We start from the raw sequence: 20,581 nt of genomic DNA, 5'->3' as shown, positions 1-20,581 counted from the left end.
AATCGATTCAGGTTTACTGGGAAAAGCTATACGTTACAACGGAGTGAAATATGGCAAATAGGGATGGAAGAATTCCACTCAACGTATTACGACTCAAAGAACTGAGAAAGAAATTAGGACTGAGCCAAGAAAGACTGGCGGAAGAATGCTTTCAACAGGGTTTTGTCGTATCTATTGCTTCCATAAAGCGAGCAGAGTCTGGGGCGAATGTGCTGTATCGTACCGCATCCAATCTCGCGGAATACTTTTCTGTCCCCGTAGAGGACCTCTTAATAGATCGCGCCTCAGAACCATTACTTACAAATGTGTCTTCATCACCACCATATTTTTTTATTTTTGCAATCGAAGCAAAGTGTGATTTGACCGTAAAGACTCTGCAAACATTACTTTTCAGCCAAAACACTACACCCATAATACAAAACCGGACGTTTGTTCTTACTTGGTCTATACAGGAATCGGACGAATATGTTTTTGAACGAATTCGACAACTAGCCCTTCAATTACAGGTTGCTCTTTCGGCTTCGATTCGGTCTTTTATCAATGTGAAATACAAGCATCGAGTCACTGAGCTATCGGAACATCCGAATGCGATAACCCCAATCAATGAAATCCTAGTTAAAATCCCTTGGGGAGAAATAGCTGCTTGTCCTTGCTTTATCTCGTCCAATTGTGCCAGACCAATAAAACCGTTTCTAACAGGAGAGCCAGACTTCAACAACTGGCATCTTGTATCCTTACACCAAAGCCATACTGACTGTTTTGTAGGGCGTAAACTTGAACTAGAAACATTGAATAGCGGAATCAAGCGATGGCAAAAACAAGAAGCAGGCCAAACGTATTGTATTACTGGTACCGCAGGGATAGGAAAGACCAGCCTACTCAACCAGGTCATTGCGTCTTTGAATCGATCCTCGTGTTTAACCACAGAGATTCAAATCCTGAATCATGGTAGTGCTGATCTCTTGTCCCCTCAAAATATATTCACTCGGGCAATTTGTTCATTTACTCGTGAAGATACCGATGATTCTATTCGTCAGCAAACTGTCGAGTCATCAATTCCCTCTTCTTTCCACCTCTGCCTTTATTGGTTAATGGGGGTAGCACTCAACGAATCAGAAAAGCAGTTGCTGAACTTAATGGAGTTCCAAACGCTGAAACAAACGATAGAGCAATCTATCCCTTTCTTAATTCAACAACGGCAGACCAGCAAACCGCATTTGATAATTGTTGAAGATGTCCATTGGGCCGACGAGGTAATGTTGGCATTTCTTGAGACACTGCTACCTCATATTACAAACACCAATATTTTGCTCTTTCTGACGTTTAGGCAGCAAAAACGACTTAGTTCCAAACAATCTTGGTTTACCAACGTGAATCTAATCGAACTTAGGGAGTTATCATCTGAAGAGTCTTACGAGTTAGCTTGCTCAATCACATGCCAACAGAATAAACATATCAATGACTGTATAAAGCTTGCGAAAGGCCATCCTTTATACTTGCGCCAAACACTGCTTTGCTCTCAGTTTGATAAAGACGTTCCGGAGTCATTGGAGCATTTAGTTTCGATACAATTAGCTCAACTTCCAGCCCAAGATCGCCAAGCACTCTGTACTGCCTCTGTGTTGGGGCAGTGCTTTCAACTGGAGCAACTGCGTGAAATCACTCGAATTCCCGGCTACGTACCAGATAAGTTAGTCGACGCTGGCTTAGTAAAACTCAATGGCGATCAATACCTTTTCCATCATGATTTGATTTGCAATGCTGTTTTCCGTCAAATAGACAAGTCACAGTGTTCAAAAATACACATGGCCTGTGCAAAATGGTATGAGAACCGAGATCGATTCTTATATGCCGTCCATATTAATCATGCCAAGGTCGAAGGTGTATTTACTGTTCTTGAACAGACCGCCAAACATTACCTGAGTAATTATCAGTTTGAAAAAGCACTGACTCTTATTGAGTACGCTATTAAAGAGTCACCTAAAGAACAGATGGCGTATGCACTAAATATGAAAGGAAACTGCCTGTATTCGATGGGACGCATCAAAGAGAGTATTGAAGTTCTTGAGCAAGCGATTCATCACACAGAAAATGATGCTGAACGTGTTCAATACTATTTAGACCTCATTAGCCCCTATCGCTTAACCGACAACTTTGTACAAGCGATGTCGATTTTAGACCAAGCCCAAACCCTGTGTGAAAAGCTGACGTTAAATAAATCTTTGTGTGAAATTCATTCGATGAGAGGTAATATGCTGTTCCCTACTGGGCAGCTAGACGAATGTGAGAAAGAACATTTGCTTGCATTAGATTACAGTCAACGAGCAAACTGTTTTCGCGCGAAAGCGAAATCGCTTGGCGGCCTCGGTGATTGTGCCTACGCACAAGGGAAAATGGCCCGCTCATACGAGCACTTAACCGAGTGTTTGCAGCTGTGTGAAGAGCATCAGTTACTTTCGATTGAAACTGCCAATCGCTACATGCTGGCAACAGTGATGATCTATCAACTGCAATCTGACGAAGCACTAAAACAGGCTCAGCATGCCTCGAATCTTGCCTATCTCACGGCAAACCGCCGAGCAGAAATTGTTTCCAGGCTTACGGCAGCATGGATCTTTCTCGACCGTAATGTCTTGGTGCAAGCTGAAAACGAAATCTCGACCGCTCTGCAACTTTCAAAACAGCTTAATGCTCATCGATTTGTCGCTTTTCTTTTGGAGTCCAATGCAAGATTGCACTGGTATCAGGGAAAAGAGGAGAAAGCCCTTTCGGACATCGACACGGCTCTAGAGCTTGTTCATATCAATAAGCTACACAATTTTATTGGTCCTTGGCTCGTATCTACCAAGGCACTTATTTGTGGCGATGAATCAACGGCCCTCTCCGCTTTGCGCACTGGTGAGGCTTGGCTAGAATCTACCTGTGTTGGTCATAACTATTTACGCTTTTACCAACAAGGAATCCAAGTAGCGTGGCAGTATAAGCAGCCTACGCTACTTCGAAAATATCGCGATAAGCTTGCTAACTTCACCCGAGAAGATCCGCATCCATGGGGTGATTTTTATATTGAACAAGCGAATCTGATGCTTGCCTTACTCGACCAGTCCAGCTCCGTCTCTGAGTTGTTAAACTTCAATCAGGCCGCGCGTAAGCATCAACTGAACCAGGCTCAAATAAGTGTTGATGAGCTCGACCATTGGCTCTTCACATCTACTCAACCATGAAATATTCAATAAACGAAGAAAGTCGACTAATTGCACTGTCAAATAATCTTGTTTGCTCGATTTACCTCGTCAAACACAGATATTCGAAACCATCGAATATCTGTGTTTTGACACAGTGTCATCGCTGATTAGATTTATGCTGGCGCATGATCACTTTGCTCCACCTTAAAGTTTTCGATGCTAGGAACATGCTCAGGTAAAAGTAGAGTAACGCGTTGATTTGCTACTTCAACCCATTTACCTGAACTATTTTTATATCGATAGAATGCCACGCCTGACTTCCAATCATCATTAAGTAGGATGTTGAGCGTTACGTTGTGAAGATCTGCTCCTAGAGGAGCAATGCCTAGGTAAGGCTGGTAGCCCTGCAACGTCACCATGATATGACAATCACGCATCGTGCATTGATAGTTGAAACTGCCATTGAGATCAGACACCACATTTAACGGTGGGTTAATGGCCTGAAAGATATGTCCTTTACCCACTATTGATTTGTCTTCGCTGGCCACGAGTAGATTAACATCGAAGTTCACTCCTCCAGGTAAGCCGTTACCAATTTGATAATGAGCAGTAAAAATTGCTTGTGATTCTTTTGATTCCATTTTCACTGTGTTCTCCAACTGAATTTATTGTCGTCAGTGACCCATTCAATGTAGATAACACGTCATTCAAGTTCAGTATCACTTTAGGCTCAGATCTACTTGACTACATAAATTATCTACGGTCACGCAGATGCCGCTCGTTCTTTTCATCAACCAGATATTATTGCTCTCTCGCTGATGCTTTTGGCGATTTGTACAGAACAACTGATACCAAACTGATATGGCGAACATATGCGTGCGAGTTAATATTTAAACAACTATTCAATACATAAGCCAAATGGAAAAAATAATGGAACAAGAATGGATGCAGGGAACTAAAGAAAACCAAGTGGTAGAACAGCACCCTAACCCTCAAATACAACGCCTCGCTGTACTTAACGCGTACTCAATCTCAATCAATAATGCCAAACTGTTTATTCAGAAAATGGATAAATGCGGTTTTCCTAAAGAGCGACTACTGACACCTCTTGAAAACACGGTTTCACCGGTTCCCGGTTTGAACCAATATCAAGTCGAGTCACTCATCTTCAATACTCGCTATCAACACCAACCCTTTGTCATTGTCATGTGCGAAAGTACGCAAGAAGTTCAGCAAGCCTATCTAACAGCAACTCGATTCAATCTCCCGATTCGTGTTCGCTCAGGAGGGCATGATCACGCAGGTGAATGCAGTGGTGACAACGTCATTTTGATTGACGTGAGCAGAATTAAGACCTTCCAATTGTGTGAAAATATTGCCACCATTGGTGCTGGCTATCGCTTCTATCAACTGACACCAAAACTTGCAGAGCATGATCGAATGATTGCACATGGAACCTGTGCCACAGTTGGGTTGACTGGCTATATTCAAGGCGGAGGATGGGGCCCTTGGACGCGAAAATACGGCATGTGTTGTGAGCACCTAGTGAGTGCAACCGTGGTATTGGGTGATGGTACGATCACAGAAGTCTCAGCAGAGTCCAACCCTCACCTATTTTGGGCACTAAGAGGCGGCGGAGGCATGAGTTATGGCATTGTTACCGAGCTACGCGTAAAAACATTCCCTTTACCCAAAGAGATCCACCGCTTCGAGCTTCAGTGGAACCTCTATCCAAAAATCAACGGTATGCTTCAGCCAATACCAACGCACCCTACCATAGATGTGCTAAAAAATTGGGAGCAGGCTATAAAAAGCCTTGATACGCCTAAACTTCTTGGCACCAACTTGCAAATTGATGCTCTGCCTGAATCATCTAACCACTGTGATCTCGAAACCATCAGCCATCACTGCACCATGTATGGCTACTGGGAAGGAACAGAACAAGATCTTCACCAATTTATAGCCGTTCAATTTGGCGCCTGCTCCCCTGATTTAGTTCAAGTCTATGAAGCACATGGCACTGATTTTGACGGGAAGAAATACGATCACTCCCTGATGAGCACATGGGGGCGCGATTCTTTGTGTCAAAGCGGTTCTCCTTTCCCTCCAGATTATGACGCCCCAGCACCTCACAAAATCACTTCGCGATTGGTGTCAGAGCGAGGTCTTAAAGCAGAAGGCTATACTGCACTTTTGCAAAGCTTAACTTCGCCTTTGATAAAGCCAGAAAACCGCGATCAAGGGCTATTTAGTTACGTAACCTTAGGTGCGATCACTGGTGGCTTTTATCATCACTCAGACGACCTTGAAGACATATCTTTCCCCTACCGCCAGTGTCAATATACAGTCCAATACCAAACTTGGTGGAATGAAGAGATAAAGCAAAAACTAGAACTACAAAATAACCCAGTACTTGTTGATGTAAACAGAGCCATGGACTGGATTGATAAAGCCAGAGAAGCTGATATACCGGGAACCTATGGTGCCTTCATCAGCTTTAAAGATCCGGCAATTCCGACAAGCGTTTATTTTGATCGAAGCTACCGCGACTTAATCGGTATAAAAGAAAAATACGCTAAGGATAAGTTTAATCATCTTAGAACTAATAAGACCATCATTTAACATCAATATGCATCTTAAAAAGCATATATTTACAGGCCGTCATTTGGACGCTCTATCACGTATAGAAAGTTAAAAAAGAGGAAAAATTATGACAACTAAGGGGGCATTTTACGTTAAAAATAATTCCAGCGATAAAATCACCGGGTATGTGAGATTTAAAGACTCTCCGGAAATGGAGGTCCGTTTCGACTTGAATACTGGGGACAAGTCTTGTGCATACTATGCAAAAGACGAAAATAAAGGCCCCGTCGCTGTGGAAATCTTTAATGATAATTTAAAAATATCTCCACCACTTAGCGGTTCTTGTGAGAAAACTTTATAGCCGCTTACCCGATTCATCACTTCGCCCGAGACTGTTAAACAACTTCTCGGGCAGTTTCATTTCTCGGTATTTGGATTGAAGACTCTCCCTATTTTCAATCATAATCTGAAATTGTTAACTTTATGTTCTCACTTTATATCACCACTGCAAGATAATCGAATCAATAAAAATCACTTTTAAAACCAACTTTAAATCTAGAGTAACCAAGATTGAAAAAATAAATATATTATTGATCTCTAAGATCAAAGAGTTTGACTTAATACATCACTTTTTATTTTAACTCTATCAACTGATACTAAACTGCTACTGACGTTTTTTGATTGAATGCTTAACTTAATAGCATGTGCTTATCTCAATGGCTAAAACCATTATTAAAGCGCAATTCTTCTATATCCACGTAATCTCTAAGCATTTGATTCAGAGAGTTTCTTGGATATGCATCATTCAAAATAAACAACGGAAAGCGTGGCTATGTGTACAGATGTGAATATCAATTATGGTTGCAACAACCAAACCTTATCCGCTAGAACCATGGAGTTTGCAGTTAACCTTCAGACCGAGATTTGGTTTCGAGCCCAACAAACTTACCAAATTACGACCTTTACTTCCGACGGAAAAGCCGACCGTGTTTTCAATGGTCAGCCGCCAAAACGTCACAGTAAAGAATGTGAGTTTCGAGCAAATTGGCAGGGAGAGTTGAGCTTCATCCACTGCAACGCCATTACCCACCCTCTTTTAACAGCTGATGGCATTAATGAATCTGGCCTTTCTGTTGGGTCACTGTACTTGCCCATTCTCAATCAAAATGTATCGACCTCTCACATCCCTGATGATGCCTTTGCATTAGGCAGCGGCCTGTTTGGTACTTTTATCTTGTCTACGTTTAATACTGTGGACGAGATGGTGACGTACTTCACTACTCACCCCGTTTACGTGTTTAACTCGACTATTTCAACTGGTGAAACAGAGAGTGAAAACATGACGTTGGACCAGCATTTCGTGATTCACGATGCAAATAATGACAGTGCAATCATTGAGTTTCTTAACGGTAATATGCATATCTATCGAGCATTTAAAGAAAGCGATATGTTCAGCAAAGAGGAAAATCAGCAAGCACGCTATCAATGTACCGAATATGACTTTGATGATTATAAAGTGGTTGTGGACCACTCCTACGTAGGAGTAATGACTAACTGCCCAAATTACCATTGGCATGTCAATCACCTCTCATATTTTTCCAATTTGCGCAACTACAACCCAGAACCGAACAATGAAGTAACCATGCAACGTCATGTCCAAGTGCCTGGCCCACTTCAATCAATCAATGGCGCTGGCTTGATGGGCCTACCCGCCGACCCAACACCGCCGTCTCGATTTGTACAAACCTATGTAATTAAGCAGTTAAGCGAACAACCAACTAACTTCGACGAAGCCTTCTCACTCGGACAAAAGCTACTTAATCGCGTTGATATACCTTTGGGCATCATGGCGAATGAGCTTGAGACATCCGATAACCCTGAAGTCTTTTTTAGTGATATCACCCAATGGAGCGTTATTAGACATAACAGTCATCAGTCACCCGCGTTCTATCTGCGTACTTACGGAGACATGACTTGGCGAGTAGCCAATGTCAAAGACTATATTGGATTAAATAGAGACTGTCAGATTTCAAGCGTTTTACAGCTCATGCCAGTTACAACATCATTACCGTTTGAACAAGTCGAATCTCGACCAACTATTAAAATCGCTTAGAGTTAATTTTGAAGCGCAAACAAATGAGAAGTAGAAAGCCCCGCTTTCTAAGCGGGGCTTTTAAAAGACAAACTGCTAAATTCACTATTCTTAATTTATCTGGAACTAAACAAGATAATCGCTATAAATCTAATAAAAAAGCCAGAGTAAGAAATTAATCTCACTCTGGCTCATAGCTGCATATAGTATAGTTTTATCTGCTATAGATATAACGTATGGTTGCTTTTACACTTGTTACATTCAGTCGATTTACTCTTTACCGAACACGTTGTTCTCTTGTTCTTGAACGCGGATGAATGTAGTACGCTTGGTTAGCTCTTTAAGCTTTGCTGCACCCACGTATGTACAAGTTGAGCGAACGCCACCAAGGATGTCTTGAATAGTGCCGTGAACGCTGCCACGGTATGGCAATAACACTGTTTTGCCTTCGGCCGCACGGTAGCCAGCGACACCACCTGAGTGCTTCTCCATCGCGCTCTTAGAAGACATGCCGTAGAATTTCATGAACTTCTCGCCGTCTTTCTCGATCACTTCGCCGCCTGACTCTTCGTGGCCCGCTAACATGCCGCCTAGCATAACAAAGTCCGCACCGCCGCCGAATGCTTTGGATACATCACCTGCGCATGAGCAACCACCGTCACCGATGATCATGCCACCAAGGCCGTGCGCTGCATCGCCACACTCGATGATTGCAGAAAGCTGCGGGTAACCAACACCCGTTTTTACACGAGTTGTACAAACTGAGCCAGGGCCAATGCCTACTTTCACGATGTCTGCACCAGCGAGAATCAACTCTTCACACATATCACCAGTAACCACGTTACCCGCAGAAATCACCTTGTCTGGGAACTCTGCTCGCACGCGTTCAACATACTCGACTAAATGCTCTGAGTAACCATTTGCAATGTCGATACAGATGAAAATAAATTCATCTGAAAGCGCCATAATATCTTTGGTTTTTTGGAAGTCTGCGTCAGATGTTCCCGTAGACACCATTACGTTATTCAGGGTTGCTTTATCAGCTGATTTAGCAAACTCAGCCCAATCTTCTACCGTGTAATGTTTGTGAACAGCAGTCATTACACCATGCTCAGCTAGCGCTTTAGCCATTGCAAAGCTACCAACCGAATCCATGTTTGCTGCGATTACAGGCACACCAGACCATTGACGACCACTATGCTTGAATGTAAAATCGCGGGTTAAATTTACTTGAGAACGGCTCTTAAGGGTAGAACGTTTCGGGCGAAACAGTACATCTTTAAAACCTAACTTAAGTTCTTGTTCGATACGCATTGTGTAATTCCTTGATTCATATGTATATGTGTCATCTCAGAGTGCGTAGTGATTTCGTTGGCAGACGAGTTCACTGTTCTTCGGACACAAAAAAACCGGAGCGTTGGCAGACGCTCCGGTTTTCAGCATTATAGGCTGTGATTTATTTCCTACAAGTCTGATATTTGAATTTTTTTTGTGATACCATCTTGATAATCGCATATCAAAAACACTCCTCAAGTCGTTATTTTTTCTCATTATTTATAATTATCAACAACTTAAGAAAACCTTTAAGTTAACCTATTGCGCAAACCTTTGCGTCATACCTTTAAAATGAAAACGCACAACCTCTCAAATCTGCCTAAAACTCAATCACCTAATACTAAGATGTGCTGCTAATTCGGAAAAAGTACTCAAAAAATCGCCCACTTTTTCATAGTAATGGGCGAGATCTAACTACGTCCTATCGATTTGTTGAGTAATAGCGGTACGAAGTGTGCCTATAACATCACTTGCCAAAAGACCAACTTGACCATGCTGACTCACGTTTATATCCGCAGCATGACTGTGGAGTACCACACCTAAACGTGCCGCAACGGAAATGGGTAACCCTTTAGCTAGCAACGCACCAATAACACCAGATAGCACATCTCCCATTCCGCCCGTCGCCATTCCGGCATTACCCGCTAGGCAGACGTACATTCTCGTTCCATCGTAAATAAGCGTTCCCGCACCTTTTAAAACCACCACACCGCCATAACGCTCTTGCAGTTGTCTTGCAGCAGAATATCGGTCACTTTCTATTTGTTGAGTGGTCACATTTAATAGTCGAGCTGCCTCTCCAGGATGCGGCGTGATCACTCGCTGGTTGTCGCACACCAAAGTGCCATCACATCGTTGGCTTAGCATCGCTAGAATATTGAGCCCATCAGCATCAACAACTTTAGGTTTCTGTTCTTGAGCCAGATATTGATAGGCTTGATAAGCCCACTCATCATCACCAAAACCTGGACCAAACACCAATACTTCAGCCCAGCGAATGCGTTTGGTTAAGTCGTTCTCAGTATCCCTGAGTAAGTCGGCGGTGATGCTTTGGCTCATTACTTCTGGGCAGCCAATCTGTAGTGGGATAAGGCTACTCGGGTGAGTAATTGCGGCAGTTAAACCCGCTCCGGATCTAACCGCAGCGGAGGAACATAAGCGAATCGCTCCTGACATACCTTGGTTACCACCGACACAAAGTAGTTTGCCATTGTCACCTTTGTGTGCTGTCGGGTTTGGCTTGGGCATTAACCTTGAAACAACCTGATGATCAATACCTAGTGCACTTTCTACTTCGATAGAATCAAACTCAACATTTACACCCAACCCACAAAAGTGGAGTTCACCAACTCGATCTCTCGCTTGTCCGGTGCACAAGCCTTGCTTAACACCAATGAAGGTTACAGTATGCTCAGCATGAATGGCATCGCCTAAAATAGCACCTGTATTTGCACACAACCCGGAAGGAATATCGACTGCAATCACTGGGGTGTGAATTTGATTGATTTGCTCAATGTAGCGACGGTACTCCGAACGAACCTCACCACTTAAACCAGTGCCTAACATGGCATCAATGATCACATCGGCTTCTAGCAATGCGGTATTCCACTCATCCCAATCATTGTTAACACCATCGATGGACTGCCAATCTTGATATGCGCGTAAAGCATCACCTTTGAGCGCAGTCACATCACCAAGTTGGAAAACCTGTACATTGAGTTGCGCTTGTTTAGCAAGCGAGGCAAATACGTATCCGTCACCACCATTATTCCCTTTGCCACAAATGACTAAGATATTTTTTGATTTGGGATACAAGTGTAAAAAACGCTCATATACAGCCATACCTGCGCGTTGCATTAGGCTATACATAGAAACACCAGCCATTTGCGCTGCCAGCGTTTCACCGTTTTTTACTTGTTCTGAGGTGTAGAGTTTTAGGGCGAGATTAAAGTCCATCTTCACGTTCTGCGCATTAGGAAACACAATTATAAGTATACAAAAAAGCCAAGGCGAACCTTGGCTTTTGAGAAATTTTTTTATCGCTACTGACTCTGAGACATCAATGCTTCAGCCGTCGCGTCTTGTATAGATAAAAACAACGAATTAATTTTTCCAGTCGGTGTACGCATGGGGTTCAGCGTAACGTTCTGGTACATAAACTCCGCTTGCTGAGTGACAGGACGTACGTTACGGCAGCGGAACAAGTAAGGACGCTGGCGCCACGTAATAAAGCTGCGGCAACCTAAATCATACACGGGCTTTGTTTTTAACTTAAACCATTCCTGCGGGATTTCAGGGAAGATATCAAAGATAGAACGACCAATTGCATCATGAGATTGCAAACCACTGTGATGAGTCATAAACCCATTCCACACTTGCACATTATAATCTCGGTCAATGACGACGAGCCCCATGTCGACGTTTTGTACCATGTCTACCATCCAATGGAATTGTTCAAACTCTGCTGGCATATTCAACATTAGAACTCCTCCATTAGATATGACAGTTTGTTATCGAGCAGCGGCAAAGATTCATCGACGAACATAAACAATAAATCACAACGGATTGACGTTCCCTCAATGTTGTAGCTCACCTCGAATGTCATGGTGCGGCTGAATGCGCCCGTCGTAGACTCAATGATCGAATCAATTGATATATGCTGACCAAGAAGCACTGGAGGGCTTTGGAAGAATCGCACTTCAGATTGTTCGCCCAAGCCATTTAAGAATGACCCCACCAAGATATTGGAAATATCCATGAGCAGCTCAAGCTCTTCCAGTTCGTCGCTATCAGCTGGCACTTTCATCAACTTCTTGAGATCCGATACGCTCGAATCGCTCAAAATCACCAGCGCTTCACCCGCAATACCTTCGCCACAAAAGCCCTGACAAACGCCCGATACGTTATCATGCGACGCTAAGTCACGGAGTGCCATGTGTAGTTCGCTCACTTCGAAGATATTAACGTTCGGAAGCGGTAATTGCACAAACACATCAAAATGACGCGCCAATGCATCTGCGGCTCGACCAATAGAGACGTTCGCCACTTCCATATAAATATCGCGACGACGTAAAATCGGTAACTCAATAGAAACAGGCGTGATAATTTGAGGACGAGGCTCTGGCTCAACCAACTCTTTAAGCGCATTCTTGAGTTCATCTTTGGCGATCGGTTTTTGAATAAACGCTTTTGCACCCAGTGCGAACACGCGCTCTTTCGCTTTAGGTTGGATATCCCCCGACACCACAACCACCGGAGTTGTATTCCCTAACCGCTGCATGTTTTCTAGTGTTTCAAAGCCATCCATTTCTGGCATGGTCAAATCAAGAAACATCAATTTAAACTCGTTCTTTTCGAGTTCTTCTAGCGCATTTTTTCCGTGGATAGCAAACGTAATATCGGCATTCAATGTGGCTGGTAGTGATCTCGCCATCTGTTTGCGTGCTAACGCTGAATCATCACAGATGAGTACGGGAAAAGACATTCAATCACCTTTTTATATTCCACAATCTGCGCCGGAGTCTAACAGATTGTTACAGCATGTAATACGAGAAAACGGACGAGTTTTTATTTCTTTTTTTATTCAATAAGCATACGCAATATGAATGGATGAGTGAACAAAATGGCGAAAAAGCAAACATCCCATTCGCTGTTTAGTGACATGAAACAAACATGGATAAAACGCCTCCATTAAAAATAAGCACAAAGTTGCATTTTAAATTAAAAATCCGTTTTTACTCCCACTCTATCTGCTCAGTATGAGTACTGGGTAAATCGGTATCGCGTAGCAATAAAAAAGCACCCTTTCATAGGGTGCCTTGAATAATGTATTCATCAATAAAATGTCACGTCTATGGCACACCGTGACCTTTAGAAGCCACCCATACGCGATACCATTGCTCTCGAGTCAATTCGATATTCAGCGCATTTACTGCCGTTTGCACACGCTCAATCTTACCAGAGCCAATGATTGGAATTGGGTTAGATGGCAAACGACGTACCCAAGCGTAAATCACTTGGTCAATGCTAGTCGCCCCCACTTCTTCGCGAATCGCTTCTAATTCGTTGCGAACACGAACGGCTTGCTCACTGTCACCACTGAAGATTGAGCCACCACCGAGGCAAGACCAAGCCATTGGGCGCGTACGCAACATTTGCATTTGATCAAGCGTTCCATCGTGTGCAACTTCAAAATTAAGCGGGTTGATTTCCACTTGGTTAGTCACAAGAGGCTTACCCAAACGAGATTGCAACAATTCGAACTGACGTGGAGTAAAGTTAGACACACCAAAGTGCTTCACTTTACCCACTTTGTGTAGCTCTGAGAATGCTTCAGCCACTTCATCGGCATCCATTAACACGTCAGGGCGATGGATTAAAAGCACATCGATTTCGTCCACATTCAAACGCTCAAGCGAGTTATTCACCGATTGGTAGATGTGAGCGGAACTCGTATCGTAGTGATTGATCTTACGCTCTGGTGTTTTATCTCCACACAGGTTGATATCACACTTTGTGACGATTTGAACCTGCTCTCGCACGCTCTTATCGAGAGCAAGTGCTTCACCAAACAACTTCTCACACTCGTAATTACCGTATATGTCTGCGTGATCGACCGTGGTAATGCCTAACTCAATATGTTGCTTGAGGAATGACAAGCGCTCTTGAGCAGTCATGCCCCAATCAACTGCACGCCAATATCCTTGAACCAGTTCTGAGAACTCAGGTCCTTTTGGTGCAGTTACAACTTTTGCAACCATGGTTTTTCTCCTTCAATTGATCTGCATTCATCGTAGTCTTGTTTTCACATCGGCTCAACGGGTAAACTTTGGCAATTCGAACTGGAGTACGAAATATGTCTTTTGCCCAACGCCTAGCCACCTTGATCGGAGAAGAAAGCATCAGCGGATTTGCACGGCGCGTTGATGTGTCTGAAGCTTTAATACGCAAATATTTAAAAGGCAGTGAACCGAGCCTAACGAAAGCAAATCAAATTGCGATGCGAGCCAACTGCTCTCTTGAATGGTTAGCGACCGGATGTGGTTATTTATATCGCCGCGCTGAAGTCGTAGATATGGATGCGTACAAACTTGCATTTCAACACGTTATGAATCAGCCGTTGCCAGATGAGGCAGAAGAACAGCACCGTAAGCTCATTGCTGGCTATCAATACCTGCGCGCGCACAAAAAATCGGATGGATTTTTGGACGAGTCTGCGATGGCGACCTTCCTATCTCTCCATAAAGAATCTAAAAACGAGTCACTTTAACATCGATAATTTCGCCATCGCTGTGCAATTCCACATTTAAAGACGGTGATGGCGACGAAAACTCGTCCGGTTTTACCCAAAATAAGCTTCGAATCATTTCTTGCGGATAGCGGTTTATCAACAAGATAACTTCTTTATCGACGAGCTCAGAAGATTTCTTTTCCAGCGCTTCAAAGACGTCATAGTTCTCTTGTCCGATAGTTATACTACGTAAAACCAACCCGTCTTTTCTTAAATTGAGGATTAAGTCATTGAGACTTTGCCATTGATATTCGGTCAAAAAAGAGAACTGAGCACTGTCCTTTCCCAAAACAACTTCACCATACAGATGCTGCTGATAGTACGAAAAATCGTCCAAACAAAATGTGCTGAAATACGTTGAAGCATCTTGCTGCTGCACGTCACAGCGATACCAGCCTCCCCTTGTTTCTATACGCTCTTTTAAATTGGAGTACGGCATTGCAGACAACGTGTCCTGCCACCAACTCGGCGTCGAAAATGCTGGAAACGTTACCGAAAAACAACATAAAGAAAACAGGACTCGAGGATAAAAGCGCATGAATTACTCTGGTTGATTAACATCGACCCCAGACATTACCGACTAGTAGAAATTGTTCAAGATAAAAATAGTGGCAAGTAGTGCGGAAAGTTGTAGAGCAGAAATTAAGAAGGCGCACATTTGCGTGCGCCTCTACCTCGTTACTCAATCGTGAGTGTGCGAATCGGAGATGTCTATTGATGCATCCCGAACATAAAACGAGGACTTACCGTAGGGTTTGAATCCATCCAAATTGTGTGTAAAACCTCACATCCCTCCTTCTGAAGCAGTCATGTTGCTTTACACCTAAAGCATGGTTCATTTTGCTCAAAAAACAAGTTTTTTATCCCAAATTATGAGAGCAATAGCACAGTCTTGGTGAATGAATGACATCGCGACACTTCGAACACTCAATAGTGAAAAGCTAAATTGCATCTTTATTGATTAGGTCTAGACTCTGCGAAGCGTATACTTTCTCGCGTCCCTTCCACCAGCAACAGGAGAACTTGTTAATGACCAAACGAGAGAGAATTGTGAAATCTGTGTTAGCGCACGTACCGAAAGATGCGATTAACCAGTTTGTCTCTCGAGGGTCCACACCATTTTCTGTCCTGATTATGGCCGCAATCGTTGGCACACTAGCTGGTTTTGTCGGCACTTACTTCGAACTTGCGGTTCATTTTGTTTCTGAAACCCGTACCGAATGGCTAAGAAGCGAAATCGGTAGCGTACTTCCTCTTTGGCTTGCTGCGGTGCTGATCAGCGCGTTGCTTGCTTTTATTGGTTACTTTCTTGTTCACCGCTTTGCTCCGGAGGCTGCGGGATCAGGCATCCCAGAAATAGAAGGCGCGATGGACAACATTCGTCCAGTGCGTTGGTGGCGAGTTCTACCTGTTAAATTCTTCGGCGGCATGGGTGCACTTGGCTCCGGAATGGTACTTGGTCGCGAAGGTCCGACAGTTCAAATGGGCGGCGCAGTTGGTCGAATGGTGACCGATATTTTCCGTGTGAAAGATGACGATACTCGTCATTCCCTACTCGCTTCAGGTGCCGCTGGTGGTTTGGCTGCCGCCTTTAATGCCCCACTCGCAGGCATTATGTTCGTTGTAGAGGAAATGCGACCTCAGTTTCGCTATTCTCTGATCTCAATTCGCGCGGTGATCATCTCTGCTATTATGGCCAACATTGTGTTTCGCGCCATCAACGGGCAAGACGCTGTCATCACAATGCCGCAATATCACTCTCCAGAGCTTCAGTCCCTTTGGTTATTTTTATTGCTTGGCGCATTGTTTGGCGTATTCGGAGTGATCTTCAATAAATTGATTACCGTGGCACAAGACAGTTTTGTCGCAATTCACAAAAACGATCGTAAACGCTATTTAATCGTGGGTTCACTACTTGGTGGCATTTTTGGTCTGCTTCTCTTATACGTGCCACAGCTAACTGGCGGTGGCATCGGCCTTATTCCTGATATTACCAATGGCAACTACTCGGTATCCGTTTTAGTTCTGCTTTTCTTTGGTCGCGTCATCACGACGTTGCTATGCTTTGGCTCTGGTGCGCCGGGCGGTATCTTTGCACCGATGCTTGCTCTGGGGACCTTGTTTGGCTATGCATTCGGAGCGAGTGCTGATGTGTTGCTTCCTACGCTTGATATCGAACCTGGCGTATTTGCTATTGCGGGCATGGGGGCCCTGTTTGCTGCAACGGTACGCGCACCGATCACGGGCATTTTGTTGGTGATTGAAATGACCAATAACTACTACTTAATTCTACCACTTATCATTACTTGTTTAGGTGCCGTGATTATTGCTCAGTTGTTTGGCGGACAACCGATTTACAGCCAGTTGCTACATCGTACAATCAAAAACGATAAGTTACGTCAGCAGGATCTTCCTGAAAACCAATCGACATAATTCTCGCTTTGTTATTATTTCGCTCCAAACTATCGAAGGGTTTGGAGCGATAAACTCTACATTTTTACATCTTTTCCAAAATATTCGATACCAAACTCACAAAAACACCATTCTCTGATATTTCCTCACCACCTTTCATGAGTAAGCACTCTCTAAACTTGCTAGTATTCGCTACTCAAATAGAGCATTTCATCCAAATCATCACGTTTCGTTTCATTCAGGCAAAAATCAAATGGAGTAGATTTGAACTGGAGAAGACTTGTGCAGTTTTATAGCGTTCCGCCGTCTCAAGCCGCGTTAGCGCTAGGTATGATAGGTTTAGGACAAGCTTGGGCACTCTATGTCCCTGAAATTGGTGAACCAATACGCCCATTTTTAGCGTCACTCGGCGCGCTTTTACTCGCCCCTGTGCTGATAAAATATGCCACGAATCCACGATTATTTATGGTCGACATTCGTCACCCATTGAGCGGTAGCTTAATGGCCCCCATGAGTATGGCGTTACTGATCCTTGCAGATTATCTTGCTTCTGTAGCGCCAATCATTGCTTATCCACTCTGGTTTATGGCACTTTTGCTGCATTTTACTATGATGGTACTGTTTTTTAGCTTTCAGCTAATGAACTTCAAAATGTCGAATATTGTACCTAGCTGGTTTCTCTATCCAGTGGGACTGATCAGCAGCTCATTAGCAGGCTCCCAATTGGGTCACAACCTATTCTCTGAAACCTTAGCGATGATGTGCATTGGCATTTATTTCTTTATGTTACCGCTGGTGCTCTATCGTTTGGTGTTTTTCGGATCTCTACCGAGACGAGCCAGGCCGACCCTCGCAATTATGGCCGCACCGGTAAACTTGTCATTGGCGGCATACTTGGTGAACTTTCCCCTGCCCGATCCGATACTGACTGGCGCATTAGCAGGGATTGCTATCACCATGACGTTATTGATCTACCTGTGTTACTTCCGCTTACTTCGATTGAAGTTTCAACCTTCTATCGCGGCGGTAACCTTTCCTTCCGTGATCAGTGCCATTGCGATGCACCGCTTAACCTCCTTTTTTGCCGAATCGCATCCACATTGGCACTGGCTACACGATTTTGGCTTTTTAGAGCTCAGCATTGCGACTGTGTTGGTGGTTTGGGTATCGGCAGGTTACATCAAAATGTATTGGCCAGAAATCGTTAAGTCGCCCTCTAAACAAGCATAAAAAAACGGCCTCATCTGAGGCCGCTGTTTATCTCTATCAATAAGACATCAACCCGCAAACTTCGCCATGAAGTTCCCAATGTTAGTCAAACTCGATGCCGCCATTACGATAACAATCGCTGCTCCAGTTAGCGTTAAGTACATTGGGTGTTGGTAGTCACCGACAATATCTTTGCGTTTTGTCGCAACCAATACAGTGCCCAAAACGATAGGAAGAATAATGCTGTTCACTAGGCCCGCTAGCATCAAAAGAAGAATTGGCATGTCCATGGTTACCGTGCCTAGCGAGGTTAGGATAATGAAACCAACACACCACGCTTTCTCGTTTCGCGCGACAACTGGGAAAAGCGTCTTAATTAATGATATAGCCATGTAAGAGTTGCCAACCACAGACGTGATGGAAGCTACAAACAGTACTAAGCCAAAGATGAAGTAACCAAGCTGGCCAGCACCTTGACGGAAAGCATCCGCCGCAGGGTTAGCCGTATCCAGCGTTGCGCCTGTCGCGATAACGCCAAACACTGCCAAAAACAGTAGGATTCGAATAACCACCGCAATAGAGATACCAGCCCACGCTGTTGAGGTGATGGAAGGCACGTTCTCTTTGCCTTTCAAGCCGATGTCTACTAGGCGTTGTGCACCCGTGTAGTAACCGCCAACTGCACCGCCAACGATAGTCAACGTAGGCAGAAGCAAACTACCAACATCCATAGGCATCACCGCTGCACTTAGTGTCTCTCCCATCGGAGGTAAGCTCGTCATAGCCACGTATGCGATCAGAACAATCATGAACAAGCCAAGGTAGCGGGCCATTTGGTCCATTCGTTTGGAGGCGTTATGAACCATAAACAACAAACAGCCAACGACACCGGTAAACAGTGCGCCCCATGTTGTGTCCACGCCCGTTAGCACATTGATGCCTAACGCTGCGCCACTCACGTTGCCAAAGTTAAACGCCACTGCACCAAGCGCAAGGAGAATACCAACACCATAACCCATGCCGGGGGCCACTTTGTTCGCAATGTCTTGGATTCGCATGCCAGAAACGCCGACAATACGCCACAAGTTCATCACGATACCAAACGTGATAAAAATGGAAGCCAAAACTGGAAATGCCATGTCGACTTTGTAGATATTTGTGAAGACTGCGGTTTGAGTCAAAAAGCCGGGACCAACAGAGGTTGTCGCCATCAAAAAAGCGACACTGAGCATGGCTTTCTTTTGCCAACGGCTTTCTGTAACTGGAGCTGAAATAGAGGAGGTGCTGATAGTGCTTTGTGTAGTCATGCCGAGTCCCAAATTTGTTGTCTTTCTATTATTAGAAAATAGAAAGACAACTGACCGAGATCAGCTGAACTTAGAGAAATATCTCTTTTTAAAACAAACGATTACAAGTTGTAGCCGTTCATTGGGCGCATATATTAAGAGCAACGAATGTGACTGTCAATACACAATTGCATAATTACTATTTATTGCGGCTCACTTGACGATGATTTGGATATAAAAGATATAAAAAAGGATGGCAACTCGCCATCCTCTCTCAATTTTATTTGTCGATTTGATTAACGCAGGCCATGCAGAAATTCAGCACGGGTCGCTGGGTTGCTCTTAAAAATACCACCTAACGCTGTAGTCGTGGTTTCACTGGTGGCATCCATCACACCGCGTGATTTCACACAGTAATGCGTCGCGTCGATAGTCACCGCTACATCGTCAGACTCAAGCAATGTTTGCAAAGCAACAAGGATTTGCTGGGTCATACGCTCTTGAACTTGAGGGCGTTGCGCAAAGAAACGAACAATACGGTTGATCTTAGACAAGCCAATGATCTTACCGCGAGGAATATAAGCAACAGCGGCTTTTCCGTCGATTGTCACAAGATGGTGTTCGCACGTACTGGTCACAGTAATGTCTTTCACGCGAACCATTTCGCTCACGTTCATCTTGTTTTCGATAACTGTGATCTTGGGGAAGTTGGAGTAATCCAAACCAGAGAAAATCTCGTCCACGTACATTTTTGCAATGCGGTGTGGCGTTTCCTCTAAGCTATCATCCGTAAGGTCGAGCTGAAGCAGACCAAGAATCTCACGCATGTGGTATTCAATCTTTTCCTTCTTCTCTTCACGGCTAACGGCATTAGGGCGCATTGGTGTTTCTAACCCGCGTTGCTCTAGCGCTTCTTTCACTAACTTTGCTGACTCGCTAAGACCTGACATTCCACTTCCTCTTTTGTAACTACCACTCTCGGTGTGAAATACAATTGCCGTGTTTTCATCCCGTAGCGTTAAAGTCGCTCAGTCCGATGTTTATAACGCCAAGGCACATAACAAGAATACACTGAGCTATTTTCTCATGCTCCGTAGGAACTTTACCCCTTTCGGATGGGTGACAAGGATACTCGGATTTTTGAATAATTACACCCATATTTTATAGGTGGACATTCTTACTCGGTCCC

16 protein-coding genes are annotated in these 20,581 nt (G+C 44.0%); 7 read left to right on the top strand and 9 right to left on the bottom strand.

Annotated elements, in window-relative coordinates; genetic code table 11:
* Positions 1-542: 542 nt before the first annotated feature.
* Positions 543-3,224, top strand: a complete 2,682-nt coding sequence (locus ACWPOD_RS01945) for an ATP-binding protein (protein ID WP_456231482.1) — start codon at positions 543-545, stop codon at positions 3,222-3,224.
* Positions 3,225-3,358: 134 nt separating this feature from the next.
* On the opposite strand, the gene ACWPOD_RS01940 is transcribed toward ACWPOD_RS01945, so the two are convergent.
* Positions 3,359-3,826, bottom strand: a complete 468-nt coding sequence (locus ACWPOD_RS01940; protein ID WP_456231662.1) for a DUF1842 domain-containing protein — start codon at positions 3,824-3,826, stop codon at positions 3,359-3,361.
* Between the two features lie 289 nt (positions 3,827-4,115).
* Here ACWPOD_RS01940 and ACWPOD_RS01935 point away from each other — a divergent pair, with 289 nt between their 5' ends.
* The 3 genes from ACWPOD_RS01935 (at position 4,116) to ACWPOD_RS01925 (ending at position 7,881) form a co-directional block, all read left to right on the top strand.
* Entirely contained in the window at positions 4,116-5,807 is a 1,692-nt protein-coding gene (locus ACWPOD_RS01935) for an FAD-binding oxidoreductase (RefSeq protein ID WP_301658899.1), read from the top strand.
* Between the two features lie 88 nt (positions 5,808-5,895).
* On the top strand, positions 5,896-6,129 hold the full coding sequence (locus ACWPOD_RS01930; protein WP_109168990.1) for a hypothetical protein: 234 nt from the start codon (positions 5,896-5,898) through the stop codon (positions 6,127-6,129).
* Positions 6,130-6,612: 483 nt separating this feature from the next.
* Complete coding sequence (locus ACWPOD_RS01925) at positions 6,613-7,881, top strand: linear amide C-N hydrolase (protein WP_456231481.1); 1,269 nt, start codon at positions 6,613-6,615, stop codon at positions 7,879-7,881.
* 249 nt (positions 7,882-8,130) lie between these two features.
* Here the strand turns inward: ACWPOD_RS01925 and ACWPOD_RS01920 are convergent, their stop codons facing one another.
* The 5 genes from ACWPOD_RS01920 to ACWPOD_RS01900 all read right to left on the bottom strand — a co-directional run bounded on the left by ACWPOD_RS01920 (position 8,131) and on the right by ACWPOD_RS01900 (position 13,955).
* Positions 8,131-9,174 (bottom strand): GMP reductase, encoded by a 1,044-nt coding sequence (locus ACWPOD_RS01920; protein WP_005396079.1) that lies wholly within the window; start codon positions 9,172-9,174, stop codon positions 8,131-8,133.
* A 435-nt stretch (positions 9,175-9,609) separates the two neighbouring features.
* A complete protein-coding gene (locus ACWPOD_RS01915; protein ID WP_456231480.1) occupies positions 9,610-11,151 on the bottom strand; it encodes an NAD(P)H-hydrate dehydratase in 1,542 nt (513 codons plus the stop codon).
* Between the two features lie 86 nt (positions 11,152-11,237).
* The gene (locus ACWPOD_RS01910) at positions 11,238-11,675 is read right to left on the bottom strand and encodes a PAS domain-containing protein (RefSeq protein ID WP_005396081.1); all 438 of its coding nucleotides are present in this window, start codon (positions 11,673-11,675) and stop codon (positions 11,238-11,240) included.
* Positions 11,675-12,679: a response regulator gene (locus ACWPOD_RS01905; RefSeq protein WP_006741121.1), complete on the bottom strand. Its 1,005-nt coding sequence runs from the start codon at positions 12,677-12,679 to the stop codon at positions 11,675-11,677. The genes ACWPOD_RS01910 and ACWPOD_RS01905 overlap by 1 nt, the downstream gene beginning before the upstream one ends.
* A gap of 367 nt (positions 12,680-13,046) precedes the next feature.
* Positions 13,047-13,955 (bottom strand): aldo/keto reductase, encoded by a 909-nt coding sequence (locus ACWPOD_RS01900; protein ID WP_456231479.1) that lies wholly within the window; start codon positions 13,953-13,955, stop codon positions 13,047-13,049.
* A 95-nt stretch (positions 13,956-14,050) separates the two neighbouring features.
* On the opposite strand from ACWPOD_RS01900, the gene ACWPOD_RS01895 reads away from it, so the two are divergent.
* The gene (locus ACWPOD_RS01895; protein WP_005396084.1) at positions 14,051-14,464 is read left to right on the top strand and encodes a helix-turn-helix domain-containing protein; all 414 of its coding nucleotides are present in this window, start codon (positions 14,051-14,053) and stop codon (positions 14,462-14,464) included.
* Here the strand turns inward: ACWPOD_RS01895 and ACWPOD_RS01890 are convergent.
* On the bottom strand, positions 14,445-15,023 hold the full coding sequence (locus tag ACWPOD_RS01890; protein WP_456231478.1) for a hypothetical protein: 579 nt from the start codon (positions 15,021-15,023) through the stop codon (positions 14,445-14,447). The two genes, ACWPOD_RS01895 and ACWPOD_RS01890, sit on opposite strands and share 20 nt — an antisense overlap.
* Positions 15,024-15,514: 491 nt before the next feature.
* Between ACWPOD_RS01890 and clcA the strand changes: the two genes are divergently transcribed.
* Together clcA and ACWPOD_RS01880 are read left to right on the top strand one after the other, a co-directional pair.
* Positions 15,515-16,918 carry a H(+)/Cl(-) exchange transporter ClcA gene (gene clcA, locus ACWPOD_RS01885; RefSeq protein ID WP_074190503.1) on the top strand — a complete coding sequence of 468 codons (1,404 nt, stop codon included), beginning with the start codon at positions 15,515-15,517 and terminating at the stop codon, positions 16,916-16,918.
* Positions 16,919-17,161: 243 nt separating this feature from the next.
* Positions 17,162-18,127, top strand: coding sequence for a TDT family transporter (locus tag ACWPOD_RS01880; RefSeq protein WP_119184670.1), 966 nt, complete (start codon positions 17,162-17,164; stop codon positions 18,125-18,127).
* Between the two features lie 47 nt (positions 18,128-18,174).
* On the opposite strand, the gene ACWPOD_RS01875 is transcribed toward ACWPOD_RS01880, so the two are convergent.
* Both ACWPOD_RS01875 and folE read right to left on the bottom strand, forming a co-directional pair.
* Positions 18,175-19,413 (bottom strand): NRAMP family divalent metal transporter, encoded by a 1,239-nt coding sequence (locus ACWPOD_RS01875; protein ID WP_456231477.1) that lies wholly within the window; start codon positions 19,411-19,413, stop codon positions 18,175-18,177.
* 275 nt (positions 19,414-19,688) lie between these two features.
* On the bottom strand, positions 19,689-20,342 hold the full coding sequence (gene folE / locus ACWPOD_RS01870) for a GTP cyclohydrolase I FolE (protein ID WP_006741127.1): 654 nt from the start codon (positions 20,340-20,342) through the stop codon (positions 19,689-19,691).
* Positions 20,343-20,581 lie beyond the last annotated feature (239 nt).

It is taken from the genome of Vibrio sp. JZG120 (genome assembly GCF_053890955.1).
This window is presented reverse-complemented; position numbering and strand designations above follow the sequence as displayed.